Source organism: Vibrio quintilis (assembly GCF_024529975.1).
GTDB lineage: Bacteria > Pseudomonadota > Gammaproteobacteria > Enterobacterales > Vibrionaceae > Vibrio > Vibrio quintilis.
Genome location: NZ_AP024898.1, coordinates 167,877 through 181,994, shown reverse-complemented (window position 1 = coordinate 181,994; position 14,118 = coordinate 167,877). Strand labels below are relative to the sequence as shown.

Sequence of the window (14,118 nt, the reverse complement as noted above, 5' to 3'; positions counted from 1 at the left end):
AACCTGAAGATGCAGAGTTCAGTGACTAAAGCACGGATCGCCGGATTATGTTCACTGGCCCGGTTCATTAGCAGGTACTCAGTTCATTGTCAAACAGCTTCATCGCGGTATGACTGTGACTATGTTCAAGATGGTGATCACCGTAAATCATCAGTACATCCAGTTCGGAACGTTTCAGTTTATCGACCAGTTCCAGGTTTGAGCCGGAATGAAATTCCAGCTGCACATCGGGGCGTCTGTCCTTATAAGCGGATAACAGATGCGGCACCAAATCAATAATCAGGGCATTCACAGAATCAATACGAATTTTTTTAGGTGTAATTCCGCCGGCGATCTGCGTGTTGTCGATTGCACGGGATAAATCACTTAATACCGGCACAGGCCGGTGACAGCCGCCATCGCATAGCCCTGCGGAAAATCCCCCGCAATCACCGCGGCCGCAAAAGCACCCACAGATAAACCCAGCACATAGTCCGGTTTGATGCCGGTTTCGTTTCTCTGCTCTTTTGATATGCCATTGCCTGGTAGACATTGAGACACCTTCCCGTTGAGATTGGAGGAGAGATCCGCTGCTGCAACAGCAGCGTTACAGGTGAATCATACGGGCTGGTAAAAAATTAAAAACCGGGGCGAATGACAGCTTAATATACAAAAAGCGATAATATTTTCTGGTGAAGCATTGTGAATAAAACGATAAATACAAACCCATGTGCTATTGAGCATGTAAAGCTGTGTAAATATACCGCTGAGAAACAGCATCTGATGCTAACCCGCCTCACCATAAAATCAGCTTTTTTCCACAAACCATCCCCGGTGAAAGCAGATAAAACCTGACAAAAGCCAGTTTACAACACAACATGCTGCAAAATTCTTTAATGTGAACCACTTCTGGTTAACATCTTTTTTATCAAAATATACAATTGCACAAATCACTGTGTAACCATATGATAAACATATATATTTTACGCATAAAAATTCACCCCCCGGAATAACAAAACCATAACTATTAATAAAACAGTAGGTAAATAAGGACGTACAATATGATAAAAAAGCTGAACATATTCACAATAGCAGTTTCCTTTATACTCATGGCGTCAGTGATTGCTCTTGGCTATTTCTACCTTGAAGGATGGAAAGAACGGAAAACAGTTCAAAACGATATCCAGTCAAAACAGATGCTGCTCACACTGCTGGATTATGCAGAATCACAGGCAGCGCATCAGGCTAAAGCGATTGCCTCTCAAATGAGTGACGGATTTAATTCATACACCGAAGACGACCTGACCCACAGAATCAAACAGATTGAGCATGCCAACCCAATGTTTTCCTATGCCTTTATTGCTTTTCCGGATGGCAGAATCATGAAAAATAATGGCTATCTTGCGAATTTCAATGCTAAAACGTCACAGCGGGAATATTACGTCAGAGGATTTGAGAAATCTGAAAGCGGATTTGTTACCAAACCCTACAGCAATGCCAGTGGCGGAACGTCTGTCGGCATTGTTGCATCGATTAAAACAGGTCAAAAAACATCAGCGCTTTTGGTGATCATCATTGATCCATTGTCCCTGGTTCCGGAAACAGGCAGTACCTTTGTGATCACCCAGCCAAACGGTGATGTCTATCTGGCGGATGGTGCAGTGAAGGACTGGCTGGGAAAAAATATCTATGACGTCAAACCTGAGTTTAAACAGGTCAGTGTCGGTGATAAACCGTTCATGCATCTGAGTCCGAACGGTGAATGGTACAGCGTGACCAAAAACACCCTGAAAAACGGTAACACCTTCTGGAACCTGACCAATCAGAATGAAGCCGTTCATCTGTCCGACTCGATTCTTTATAGTATTTTGTTTATCTCCATTTTTTATATGGCCGCAAATGCAATCGTTCTCTTTATTGCCCTCAGAAGAGAATTAAGACATATGCCCCAAACTGTTTCTGTTATTCATGGCATGTCCCAGGGTGATTTTTCCGCCAAAGATATTCCGTCTTCATCGAATGAGCTTGATATCATCAGCGCAGCGGTTGATACCCTGCAGGCAGAAGTGTCAAAAATCGTTCAGGTCTCAGAGCAGAGTATGGATGAGCTGGCGCAGAATCAACGCAACATTACCGACATTGTGCATCGCAATCAGCAGAACTGTGAGCGCGAACTCACGGCGGTTGAACAGGTCGCGACCGCCGCAACGGAACTGTCTTCAACTGCTGCTGATGTCGCCATGAACGCCACGAATGCTGAAGAAGCGACATCTGGCGCCATGTCCGTGGTTTCTGCCAGTTCGGACACACTCAAACGGTCAGAAGATATTACACGACAAGTCCGTGCGTCCATGGTGGAATCGGCTGGCACAGTCAATGAATTAAGAGTTCATTCGGAAAAAATCAGTGAAGTGATTGAAGTGATCAACTCAATTTCCGAACAGACCAATCTGCTGGCTTTGAATGCAGCGATTGAAGCGGCCCGCGCGGGAGATTACGGCCGGGGCTTCGCTGTTGTTGCTGATGAAGTCAGAGCACTGGCCGGTAAAACCCAGCAATCAACCGTAGATATTCAGAAGATCATTCTTCAGTTACAGGAGCAGTCGAAAAAAGCCGATGAGTCCATGCACCAAAATTCGACGCTGATGGAAGAAGCTGGTGAAATATCCGATGAACTGTCTGAAGCGTTCAAAAGTATTTCAGAAAAGATCTCGATTGTGTCTGAGATTAATGCCCTGGTCGCAACCGCATCGGAAGAGCAAAGTTCAGTGACACAGGATATTTCAAAACAAATCGAAGATATCAGTCATATTGTCCACAGCAATCAGCAAGACATCACCAAAACCACGCAGTTTAACGATGACATTTCAGCGCTGACCAAACAGCTGGGTGATGAACTGTCTTTCTTCAAAATGAAGGCCTGAGCCCCGGAATTCATCATGAGTTCAGCAGGCTCTGAAGGGCCTGCTGAACAGGCAAATCAGACAGACATTTCCCTGAATCAGATCTGGCACCTTTTTTGATACAGTTGATATAACGACTGTTTATACCCGGGCAACCTGAAGATGCAGGTTATTTGGTTATAAGTAATCATCACCGAAAAGGAAGCACAATTTCTGATGAAAAAGATACTGGACTGGTCCAACTACCACGATCAGGGAATGGGAGACGCTTACGCCGATATTCCCAAACACGGAGAAAACTTTGCCAAGGCTGTTTCTGTCTGCATTCGCAGCGGCATTTGTCAGAAACCGGACAACCGGAGTGTCATGTGTCCCAGTTTCCGCATCAGTGATAATCCGGATTTATCACCGGGTGGCCGGGTACAACTGCTGAAACAATTACTCAATGACAGCGACACCGCTTTTCTTCACGATCCACAACTCGCACAGTCACTGGACAACTGCGTATCCTGTAAAGGATGTAAACGCGAGTGTGAAAACAATCTGGATATGTCAGCCATCAAAGCAGAATATCTTGCCCAGAAACGACGGGCCGGGTATCGTTCATTTCGCAGCTGGTTATTTGCTGAGTTCCCGTATCTGCTCTTCCGCTTTCCGTTTGCAGGCCATCTGATTCGCTGGCGAAACCGCAGTCCTTTCCTGATGAAAGCCGCAGACAGGTTACTTGGTCTCAACAGCACGATTCCCCTGCCTGAACCCGCCCGGCAACCCTATGTGGATACCCGCGAACAGCAACAACGCAATATTCAGCTCACCGCCCGGACTGATAATGCATCGGCAGTCGTGTTACTGATTGATAGTTTCACCGCTCTGTTTCACCCGGAGGCCGCAACGGACGCGCTCCGGGTTTTAACCGCAGCAGGTTATCAGGTGATCACTTTGCATCCGGCGTCAACCGGACGCAAATCACCAAATGACAGTGGAAGAAGCCTGTTTTCGCAGGGTTATATTGAGCGGGCAACACAGCAGGCAGCACAACTGCTTGATTCTCTGCGGCCTCATCTGCAGGCAAACCGGAAGATCATTGGTTTAGAACCTTCGGCATTGTTAATGTTGCGGGATGAATACTTAATGATGCACCTGGGCGAAGCAGCCATCTCACTGGCAAAACAGGCGCTGCTGTTTGAAGAATTTATTGCCCGGGCGTCAAAAGCAGGCCGCTTTCAGGCGCAGTTTAAGCCTCTCTCTGCCGGTTCAACGGTATTGGTCCACGGGCATTGCCACCAAAAAGCTGTTGGTGCGATGAAGTCGGTAAGGAAGGTGTTAAGACTGATTCCGGATCTACCGTTTCAGTTTATCGAAGCATCCTGCTGTGGCATGGCTGGCAGTTATGGCTTTGAGTCAGAACATGCTTACAGTTCTGCCGAAATGGCTGCACTGGGATTATTGCCCGGACTGGATGCAGACCCGGACGCCCTTGTGGTCTGTAACGGCTTCTCCTGCAATCATCAGATTGTTGCCCTGAGGAACCGCCAGCCCATTCATCTGGCAACCCTGCTTGCCAGACAGCTTCTCAATTAACGGCATGACCGGAGATGAGTCCCGGACTAATATAAAATGACGTTTTATTAAGTTTTATATTTTGTTACTGTTGCATCGGTTACAAAACGGGCGTCCCCCTGAAAACATCAAAACGGAAGCGAACTTTATGGAAATAACCTATAAACCCACCTATTCGGATTTTTGTGAAGCAACAAAATACATTGAAAGGCAGGTGGTAAGATCAACAAAATGGCGATATTTAAGAGTGCTGTCCAAAATCATTCTGGTCACTTTGTTTGCCTTGGGTTTAATGTCAATTATCCGATATTACGAAAAATTCAGCTTCATTTCTCATCAGGAATTAACAGAGGGCCTGCTTGCGATAGAATTCGGAATCATTATATTTTTCATCATTTCAAGAATATACCATAAAAAAATCAGGGCTCTGATGTTTGAAGACGGCTGGCTATATCTGTCGACAAATCATCAATTCAGGATAGAACAGGATTACCTGTTACTAAAGATAAGAGAGAACCAACATCAATATCGATGGAAATATGTCCGAAAAACAGAAAAGACAAAAAGCTATATTTTTATTTTTATGGATCGGGGATCCGCCCTGTTTATTGCAAGACACAGCTTTCAGTCTGACGAACATTACAACACCTTCTATACCCAAGTGACCTCAAGATGCATGTTCAGCGAGAATTGATTAATTTCCGAGCAAGGCACTGATTTAATTGTCACAAACCCGCCGGAAGCATTCCGTTCAGGATAAGCTGTCACTCCTCCGGTGTTGGTTTCCGGGCTGAATCTTCAAACGCCACGGCCTGAACACCGCGATCAGCAGGACGAACCACCACCGTTCTGGCAATCAGATCGTGCCAGCCCTGTTTTTTGCTGTTCAATGCAACCCAGAGAAATCCAAGGCAAAGTGGGAACGCACTGATATAGTAAGCAAAATACCGGAGCACGGAGCGGGAAACAGATAAAGGCTCGCCTGTTCCGGCATCCACAACCTGTAATTTTAACGCCATTTTTCCGGGAGTCGCAGACCGGTATACCCAGAATGCGACGGTAGCTGATAAGGGAAAAATCCAGTTCAGTAACAGGTTCCAGACATTAAAGAAAGAGTCGCTGCCGGCGAAAGTAAAACCACCATAAGCCCAGCTCAGCAAAGGTGCCGTGATGAGTAAAAACAGAAAGGTATCAATACATGTTGCCCCAAACCGTACCCAGAATCCGGCGTATTCCAAAGTTTTATCTTCCATCACTATTCCTTATTTTAATGAGATTTTCAGGAGTCCGGAGCCACTCAGCACCGGCTCTGAATGGCGGTTAGACAACAAACGTACGGAAATAGTTGCCGGAACCGGCATTAAAAAACCCGGCATAATCAGCCGGGTTTTTCCTGGAGAGCACTTTGTTGAATACAAATGCGCTGTTATTTGATCGCGATGCCCATCATCATCGATAATTGTTTCTCTCCGTGGGTAATTCTGAACGCCCGGGAGACGCGAACCTCTGAAAAGCCTGCCTGAATCAGTTCATCCTGCATTTCAACCATACCCACACCGGATGCCCGGTCTTCATCATCAGAAATAAAATCCCAGTGAATAAACTTCCCGCCTTTATCCAACAGGGAGTAAACCACAGCTAAAGACCCTGCAAGATGGGACAAGTAACCACAAACAGAACCCGCAACGATTAAATTAAACTGCTTACGGAACGCCGGATGTTGTGCCACCAGCCCGCGGGTTAACGTATCAACAACAGGTTCAACATTGACCAGCTCTTTCTTATCCAGTTCTTCAATCATAGACTCTGATGCATCTAAGGCAACGATTGATTTTGCATGAGGAGAAATCAACTGACTCAATAAACCGGTACCGCAACCAAAATCCAGTACATGGCAGCCTTCCAGCGAGACTTCTTTTGTCAGTTCAGCAAAGGCTTTTTCTGCAAACTCAATGTTCGATTCGTCTTTTTCCCATGTGACTGCGAGCTGATCCCAACCCTCTGCCATTCTGACCTCCATCCAACTTCAGTAATTCGGGGAAATATCATTAAGAATAAACCAAAACAACCTTTTCTTCATAGAGTTACCTGCTTCAAGAGTCAAGATTTGTTTCACATATCCCAACAAACTCTCAGAAAAGTCTGCAATCGCTCAGCAAACAGGCAACTCAGGTGTCTGGTATGAAAAATTTAAGACTCAGGCTGAAAGTCTTCCAGCTGACTGCCATACAGAACATAACCCGCCTCTCCCAGATCCAGATTCATCGTTTCTGTTTTCAGATAACCAACCACATTCACAATATCCCAGAGTTTTTTAATCGGTGCGCCATGTTTGAATTTCACATAAACAATCTGATTTGGAGGCGGGGGTGGCACATGAATACATGCACCAAGAAATGGCACCAACAGAAACTCCGTCACAGTTTTATCATCCCCTTCCAGCGGAATGACAAACCCCGGTATTTTGACCAGCTGATTGTTAAGCTCATGACGAACACTGCCAAGTTTTGCCTGTGGCGGGGTATCGCTGTCATGGTCAACCGGCGTGTCATCTTCCACCGGCACCCGCATCCGCTCTTGCTCCGGAATCAGGTCTTCCCAGTCAAGCGACATGATTTGAGGCTCTTTTGCAGCGATAGCAACTTCAGAAAACACCCCCCCGCTCAATACACAACCTAATAAAAAATAAATCCATTGTACTTGAGTTAATCTCTTCATTCTGTTCTTTAAGGACCACTTACTGTGTCCATTCTCCATAAAATGTAATGTTATAACATGATGAAAACATTAATAAAAAAATATTACAAACATGAAATTGTAATCATCTTTTCATAAATAATTAATATAAATATCGGTTAATAAGTGAGAATTATTTACGTGTTTCCAAACATTGATCTTGGAAATCAAAGGACTATAAAAACGGAGAATTTCTGTGAAACGCAATATCCTGTTAGCCGGTGGTCTCATGGCATCACTCGCGGGTTGTACCGCAAACCATTCTTATGTCGATGCACCGCAAAAGAATGACACATGGTTTGTTGAAGCTCAGCAACAAATCGCGAAGGCAAAAGCCAATAAGCCGATCGATAAACCAGCAAAAAATGTCATCCTGTTCGTTGGTGACGGCATGAGTATCGGCACGATTACAGCTGCACGGATTTTTGAAGGACAGCGCCGGGGATTAATGGGGGAAGAGTATCAACTCGCCTTCGAACAGATGCCTTATGTGGCTTTGTCTAAAACATACAATACCGATGCACAAACGCCGGATTCGGCCGGTACGGCATCCGCCATGGTCACCGGAATAAAAACCAAACAGGGTATCATCAGTATTAACGATAATGTCCGGCGTGGTTTCTGTAATACACAGCAGGGAAATGAAGCGAAAACCGCATGGGAAATGGCGGCGGAAAAAGGTATGTCTGTCGGTGTGGTTTCAACAGCCCGGATTACTCACGCAACACCGGCAACCACGTACGCACATAGTGCAGACCGGAACTGGGAAGATGACGCGAAACTGCCAAACATTGCCAAAAACCAGGGCTGTGTGGACATTGCCAGCCAGCTGATTTCATTCAATGATGGCAAAGGTCTGGATGTTGTGCTCGGCGGTGGCCGCCGTGAATTCATTCCGAAAACAACCATTGATCCGGAAGGCAAAAAAGGTAAACGTAAAGATGGCCGCAACCTGATTGAAGAGTGGCAGTCAATGCATCCGGACGGTGCTTATGTATATGATAAAGCCGGTTTTGATGCGATTGATCCTAACACGAAAAAAGTCTTCGGTTTGTTTGAAAGCAGCCATATGAAATATGAAGCCGACCGCCGTGATGATGAACCTTCTCTGGCTGAAATGACTTCAAAAGCAATTGATGTGCTGTCAAAGAACAAAGACGGATATATCCTGATGGTTGAAGCAGGACGAATCGACCATGCGCACCATGCCGGTAATGCGGCCCGCGCGCTGGCGGATACCGTGGCTTATGATGATGCGATTAAAGCCGCACTGGAGAAAACTAATCAGAAGGATACCCTGATTATCGTGACGGCAGACCACGCACACACGCTGATTTCTAACGGTTATTCCGATCGCGGTAACCCGATTCTGGGTCTGTCGAAGAAAAATGGCAAATATAGTCTGGATAAGTACGGCAAACGTTATACAACACTGTCTTACGGCAACGGTCCGGGCGCAGTGAAAAAAGCGGCGGGTTCACGCCATAATCCAACACAGGCGGAAGTCCTGAAGCTGGATTACAAGCAGCAATCTTTGGTCAAACTCAGCTCAGAAACACACTCAGGTGAAGATGTGGCTATCTTTGCCCGCGGACCTGAAGCGTATCTGTTCCAGGGCGCGGTTGAACAAAATTACATCTTCCATGTCATTAATGAAGCGCTTGGATTAACGAAGTAAGCATTTACACCGTGCTCCCTGTATCCGTTACTTTCCGGTAAAGAGGAAGCGCTAACAGCACAAAAGCCACCCGGCTCAAACCGGGTGGCTTTTTATGATCGGATAACCAGCCCGTCGGATCCAAATACATCTCTCTGCGAAACTTGCCCCGTATTCATCTTAGCGTTAGAGTGCATAATCAATCATTCAGGTGCGCGCCGGGTTGTATATTCAATAATCACCCGTTTGTACCTGAACTGTCTGCTCATACTAATAAAAGGAAATGAATCAATATGTCTCAATTCTGTTTAATTGCTGAAATTCAGGCAAATGAAGGTAAAAGCGATGCAATCACAGCTCAGCTTAAAATACTTGTCGAAGCTTCAAGAAAAGAAGAAGGGTGTATCGCCTACGAATTATACCGGGATGAAACCAAAGCTGATCTGTTCATCATGCGTGAAATCTGGGCATCTGAGCAGGTACTGGAGCAACATCAGCAAACCGCGCACTTTCAAAACTTTGTCGCTGTGGCTGAAAAAGAAGCTTTAATGAAATCTCTGGTTGCCAGACCATTAACTCTGCTGGTCTGATTCATTTATCAAGAGCCTGCCGCCAGAGCGTTTACTCCGGGCAGGCTGTTTTCTTTTTTATGCAGCAGAAGGTTCCGTGACTTCCTCTGCTTCCATGACCACCGCTTTTCTCCGCCGATCCTGATTGACTTTACTTAAAACCTGAATGCTGATAGCTGACAATACAACAATCGCCATTCCGGCCAGACTCAGCCAGTCCGCTGAAGCCGCGTGAATCACATCCGGCCACCAGTCCATCACCACACACAGGCCAATCATGATAAATGTGACCACCGGTGTCATCGCAATCACAGAACTGACCTGCACCGTTTCCCAGTAACGTAATGCCTGAGCAAAAGAACCATAAGCAATGATGGTATTTAAACAACAGAAGAGCACAATCAGCATATCTTCTGCAGATAGCTGAGTTAAACCCGATGGTGATGAAAAAGGTAACATCACGACCATCGCGAACAGATAGATAAACAGCAGGATATTGGATGAATCAAGCCGGCTGAATAACGACTTTTGTACCAGCGCATAGCAACACCAGGACAGTGAAGAAGCCAGAATAATTAACATCCCGGTAATTAGTGTTGCCGTTTCCTGTCCGGCCCCCCCTTCGATCACCGGATGGAAAAAGATCACCAGTCCGGCAAACAGACATGCAAAACAGAACCATTGCATCCGGGAAATATACTCTTTAAAGAAGATCAACCCGCCTAAAGACAGAAACAGCGGCGAAACCTGCATACATAACTGGCTGGCTTCCGGTGTCAGATAAACCAGGCTCCAAGCATAACAGGTGTAATTAATAATCAGGAAAGTCGCTGCCAGCGCAAGTCTCAGCCACTCTTTTTTCGTCAGTGGTTTAAACTGAACCAGTTTATTCCTGCGCTTTTGCAGGGTAAAAACGATGATGCCCGCAACCATAAAACGAAACCAGGTTAAGGTCACCGGGTCAGTAAAGTCAGCCGTCAGCTTTAATGCGATCGCAAGCATTCCCTAGAACAAAGCTGTGGTACAACTGAAAAATAACCCATAAATAAATCCGCGAGATGCGTTCACAACCTGCTCCTGATATCTTGTTACTCTTTAACTGATACCTCTATCATGCAATTCTCTTTTTTAATTATCCAATGCATAATATTTCTAACTATTATGCACAAACCGGGAAATGATAATGCTATCTGCAGAGTTACAACATTTAGATATGAAATCATTGATGGGACTGCTCTATCTGCTGGAAGAGAACAATGTCGGCCGGGCAGCGAACCGTCTGTTTCTCAGCCAGTCAGCGATGAGCCGTTTACTGCAACGACTACGTGATGCATTTGATGATCCGTTATTTATCCGCACTTCAAAAGGAATGATTCCGACAGCCAGAGCCACAGCTCTGGAGCACCCCGTCCGGGTTATGATTGAAAATATGGCCGGTCTGAATTCTCCTCAGACTTTCTCTCCGGACAAAACAGAGCGAACTTTTCGCCTGCAAACCACACATTATCAGGCGCAGGCTTATGTGCCGTTTATCGCCTCTCAGTTTTATCAGCATGCAATGCACGCCTCGCTTGAAACCAGCACCGTCACGGAAAACAGTCTGCTCCATACGACAGACAATCAGGCTGACGTGGTACTGTGCAGTGAGTATATTCAGGTACCAAACACTTTTGAGCGCCAGTTACTGGGATATGAGAAATTTGGCTGTATTATGTCTGCCAGCCATCCGCTGGCGAAAAAGTCTTCAATTACCCTCGATGACTATCTGAAATATCATCACATTCTGGTCAGCATCGGCGGCAGTTCCCGCATTTATATGAATGATGCCCTTGCCGAGCGTGTCAGAGAAAGACATTTTGCTTTCAGAACCCCTTACTTTCTGGCAGCACTGGCAACCGTCGGACGAACGAACTTATTACTGAGCTCCAGCCGCTTACTTGCCGAACGGTTTCAGGAACAATTTCAACTGGTCATCCGTGACCTGCCTTTCGGGTTTCCCGATCCCCGCTATTACATCTGCTGGCCCAAAGCAACAGAGAACGATCCCGGCGGCCAGTGGTTCCGCCAATTGTGCGGACAGGTTGTGCGGGAACATATTCCTTATCCTTCACCGGACGGGAACAACGAATCCCCGGTGATCTGAAGATGCAGGGTATTAGTCATAAAGATGAAAAAGATCCGGCATATTCGCCGGTGAAAGAAATAAGACTCTTATGCATAAATATACTAATTAAGTGAATGATTCATCACATTTATCATTCACTTAATTTACATAGTCCTGATTTTGAATATGTCAATATTGATGCCTTTTGTTTCATAAAAAACGATAAATTTCTTGATTTAACTCACATTGCCACCCAGAGGGGGCCATTAAACTGAAATTACTCTTTCTATATGGATGTTGCCATGATGTTCAAATTTCTCTCTTTTTTTCTGATGTTTTTCTTTTTTTTCTCGTCACCTGTTTTCGCTTCTACAGAATCTGATCTGACTCAGTTAACTTCCTCTCCGATTGGCTATTCGTGTTTGATTTTATTCATTGTCGCGTATGCAATTGTAATGTTGGAAGAGCTGGTCAAACTGAGGAAGTCGAAACCCGTCCTGCTGGCTGCCGGTCTGATCTGGGCCATCATCGGTTATGCCTACCAACAGGTCGGCGAAATGGAAGTCGCCAAAGAGGCTTTCGAACACAACCTGCTGGAATACTCTGAATTACTATTGTTCCTGTTGGTTGCGATGACCTACATCAACGCCATGGAAGAGCGTCGCCTGTTTGATGCATTAAGATCCTGGATGGTCAGCAAAGGGTTTGGCTATCGTCCCTTGTTCTGGATCACAGGCCTGCTGGCTTTCTTTATTTCTCCGGTTGCAGATAACCTCACAACGGCACTGTTAATGTGTGCCATCATCATGAAGGTCGGAGAAGACAACCAGAAATTTATCAATCTCTGCTGTATCAATATTGTGATTGCAGCCAATGCCGGGGGCGCATTCAGTCCGTTTGGTGATATCACCACCCTGATGGTCTGGCAGGCTGAAAAAACGTCATTTTTCCAGTTTTTTGATCTCTTCCTGCCCTCTGCTGTGAACTATTTAGTGCCGGCGATCATTATGTTCTTCTTCCTTCCAAAAGGTGTGCCTGAATCATCTGCAGAACATGTTTCCGCCAAAAGAGGCGCGAAAAGAATTGTCGCACTGTTTTTACTGACGATTTGTACTGCGGTCAGCTTCCACACAGCATTCGGCTTTCCGCCAGTGGTTGGTATGATGATGGGCCTGGGATACCTGCAGATTTTCGGCTTCTTCCTGCGTAAAACTTTCCATGGTTATGTCGAGAAAAAGACAGCTCAGGCAAAAGCAAACAACGATGAAGCTGCACTGAAAAGACTGGGGTCTGTGGTTCCGTTTGACGTCTTCCAGCGTATCTCTCACGCCGAATGGGATACGCTCCTGTTCTTTTATGGTGTCGTCATGTGTGTTGGCGGGCTCAGCCTGCTGGGTTATCTTGAACTGGTATCTAACTCACTCTATACACAATGGGATCCGCTATGGGCGAACTCTTTGATCGGTATTCTTTCCGCAATCGTGGATAACATTCCGGTGATGTATGCTGTGCTGACCATGGATCCGGTGATGCCAACCGGTCACTGGCTGCTGGTCACACTGACCGCCGGTGTCGGGGGAAGTCTGCTTTCGATTGGCTCGGCCGCCGGTGTCGCCTTAATGGGTGCAGCACGGGGCCGCTATACTTTCCTGAGCCATCTGAAATGGACACCAGTGATCTTACTGGGTTACATTGCCAGTATCGCCGTACACATGTGGTTTAACTGTGAACTTTTCTAGGATCGGTTGACATTCTGGCCGGGCATCCATCATCCCGGCATAAATCGGCACCTGCTTCAAAAACAAGACTTTGTCTGACGTTTCAGTTCAGACAAAGTCTTGGTTATCTGCCCGAATCGGTTAAACTAACCGCAATACCCTGTATCACTCATAATCAAGGATGAATTCATGAATACGGTTCGCCTGGGAAATCATAAATGGACGCCCGGAAAAGTACTCTGTGTCGGGCGTAATTATCTGGAGCATATTCAGGAATTAAATAATGCAGTACCGGAAGCAATGGTCGTTTTCCACAAACCCAACAGCAGTGTGACAAACCAGCTTGTTTCCTTTCATCAGGAACCACTTCACTACGAGGCAGAAATCTCTTTTCTGATCAAAGACGGTCTGTTTCATGCTGTCGGGCTGGGACTGGATTTAACCAAACGCTCACTTCAGTCACAGCTCAAAAAGCAGGGACTGCCCTGGGAGCGGGCCAAATCATTTGACGGTTCAGCCGTTTTCAGCCGGTTTGTGTCGTTAAAAGGACTGGATATCAACACATTAAGCTTCGAGCTGTTTATCAACTGTGTCCGGGTTCAGTACGGCACGGTGGCACAAATGATCTACTCTCCGGAAACCATTCTCGATGAACTGAAAACTTATACCACACTCTGTGACGGTGATATTGTCATGACCGGAACGCCTAAAGGCGTGGGAATGATTCAGGATGGCGATATTTTTCTGGCGCGCCTGAAAAGTGATGAAAAAACCCTGATTGAGACGGAGTGGGTTGCCAGCCCTCCGGAGGCGCAATACCGTCTTTTGTAATCCGGTTTTCGCTTTAATCCCCCAGGCAACAGTGACGACGGAGTCAGCCATCCGTCGTCCT

At 46.0% G+C, this 14,118-nt stretch carries 13 protein-coding genes; 8 read left to right on the top strand and 5 right to left on the bottom strand.

Translation table 11 applies throughout. The features are described 5' to 3' along the window. Positions 1 to 67: 67 nt before the first annotated feature. Positions 68 to 532 (bottom strand): LysR substrate-binding domain-containing protein, encoded by a 465-nt coding sequence (locus OC443_RS19545; protein ID WP_083601641.1) that lies wholly within the window; start codon positions 530 to 532, stop codon positions 68 to 70. Between the two features lie 556 nt (positions 533 to 1,088). Here OC443_RS19545 and OC443_RS19540 point away from each other — a divergent pair. The 3 genes from OC443_RS19540 (at position 1,089) to OC443_RS19530 (ending at position 5,136) form a co-directional block, all read left to right on the top strand. Continuing rightward, complete coding sequence (locus OC443_RS19540) at positions 1,089 to 2,903, top strand: methyl-accepting chemotaxis protein (RefSeq protein ID WP_159440339.1); 1,815 nt, start codon at positions 1,089 to 1,091, stop codon at positions 2,901 to 2,903. Positions 2,904 to 3,098: 195 nt separating this feature from the next. Beyond that, positions 3,099 to 4,463, top strand: coding sequence for a (Fe-S)-binding protein (locus OC443_RS19535; protein ID WP_073583625.1), 1,365 nt, complete (start codon positions 3,099 to 3,101; stop codon positions 4,461 to 4,463). Positions 4,464 to 4,590: 127 nt separating this feature from the next. Further along, the gene (locus tag OC443_RS19530) at positions 4,591 to 5,136 is read left to right on the top strand and encodes a YcxB family protein (protein ID WP_073583627.1); all 546 of its coding nucleotides are present in this window, start codon (positions 4,591 to 4,593) and stop codon (positions 5,134 to 5,136) included. A 70-nt stretch (positions 5,137 to 5,206) separates the two neighbouring features. Here the strand turns inward: OC443_RS19530 and OC443_RS19525 are convergent, their stop codons facing one another. From OC443_RS19525 to OC443_RS19515, 3 genes are all read right to left on the bottom strand, one after another. Beyond that, positions 5,207 to 5,695 (bottom strand): RDD family protein, encoded by a 489-nt coding sequence (locus OC443_RS19525; protein WP_073583629.1) that lies wholly within the window; start codon positions 5,693 to 5,695, stop codon positions 5,207 to 5,209. Between the two features lie 173 nt (positions 5,696 to 5,868). Further along, positions 5,869 to 6,450 carry a class I SAM-dependent DNA methyltransferase gene (locus OC443_RS19520; protein WP_073583631.1) on the bottom strand — a complete coding sequence of 194 codons (582 nt, stop codon included), beginning with the start codon at positions 6,448 to 6,450 and terminating at the stop codon, positions 5,869 to 5,871. 182 nt (positions 6,451 to 6,632) lie between these two features. Beyond that, positions 6,633 to 7,160, bottom strand: a complete 528-nt coding sequence (locus OC443_RS19515) for a DUF3299 domain-containing protein (protein ID WP_083601642.1) — start codon at positions 7,158 to 7,160, stop codon at positions 6,633 to 6,635. Between the two features lie 214 nt (positions 7,161 to 7,374). Between OC443_RS19515 and OC443_RS19510 the strand changes: the two genes are divergently transcribed. Then, positions 7,375 to 8,856, top strand: a complete 1,482-nt coding sequence (locus OC443_RS19510; RefSeq protein WP_234976404.1) for an alkaline phosphatase — start codon at positions 7,375 to 7,377, stop codon at positions 8,854 to 8,856. A 272-nt stretch (positions 8,857 to 9,128) separates the two neighbouring features. Further along, positions 9,129 to 9,425 (top strand): putative quinol monooxygenase, encoded by a 297-nt coding sequence (locus OC443_RS19505; protein ID WP_073583633.1) that lies wholly within the window; start codon positions 9,129 to 9,131, stop codon positions 9,423 to 9,425. Between the two features lie 57 nt (positions 9,426 to 9,482). On the opposite strand, the gene OC443_RS19500 is transcribed toward OC443_RS19505, so the two are convergent. Then, positions 9,483 to 10,406, bottom strand: coding sequence for a DMT family transporter (locus OC443_RS19500; protein ID WP_073583635.1), 924 nt, complete (start codon positions 10,404 to 10,406; stop codon positions 9,483 to 9,485). A 181-nt stretch (positions 10,407 to 10,587) separates the two neighbouring features. On the opposite strand from OC443_RS19500, the gene OC443_RS19495 reads away from it, so the two are divergent. From OC443_RS19495 to OC443_RS19485, 3 genes are all read left to right on the top strand, one after another. After that, on the top strand, positions 10,588 to 11,547 hold the full coding sequence (locus OC443_RS19495) for a LysR family transcriptional regulator (RefSeq protein ID WP_200796933.1): 960 nt from the start codon (positions 10,588 to 10,590) through the stop codon (positions 11,545 to 11,547). Between the two features lie 266 nt (positions 11,548 to 11,813). Further along, on the top strand, positions 11,814 to 13,247 hold the full coding sequence (nhaD, locus tag OC443_RS19490) for a sodium:proton antiporter NhaD (protein ID WP_073583757.1): 1,434 nt from the start codon (positions 11,814 to 11,816) through the stop codon (positions 13,245 to 13,247). Positions 13,248 to 13,415: 168 nt separating this feature from the next. Further along, positions 13,416 to 14,057, top strand: coding sequence for a fumarylacetoacetate hydrolase family protein (locus tag OC443_RS19485; protein WP_073583637.1), 642 nt, complete (start codon positions 13,416 to 13,418; stop codon positions 14,055 to 14,057). The last annotated feature ends 61 nt before the right edge of the window (positions 14,058 to 14,118 follow it).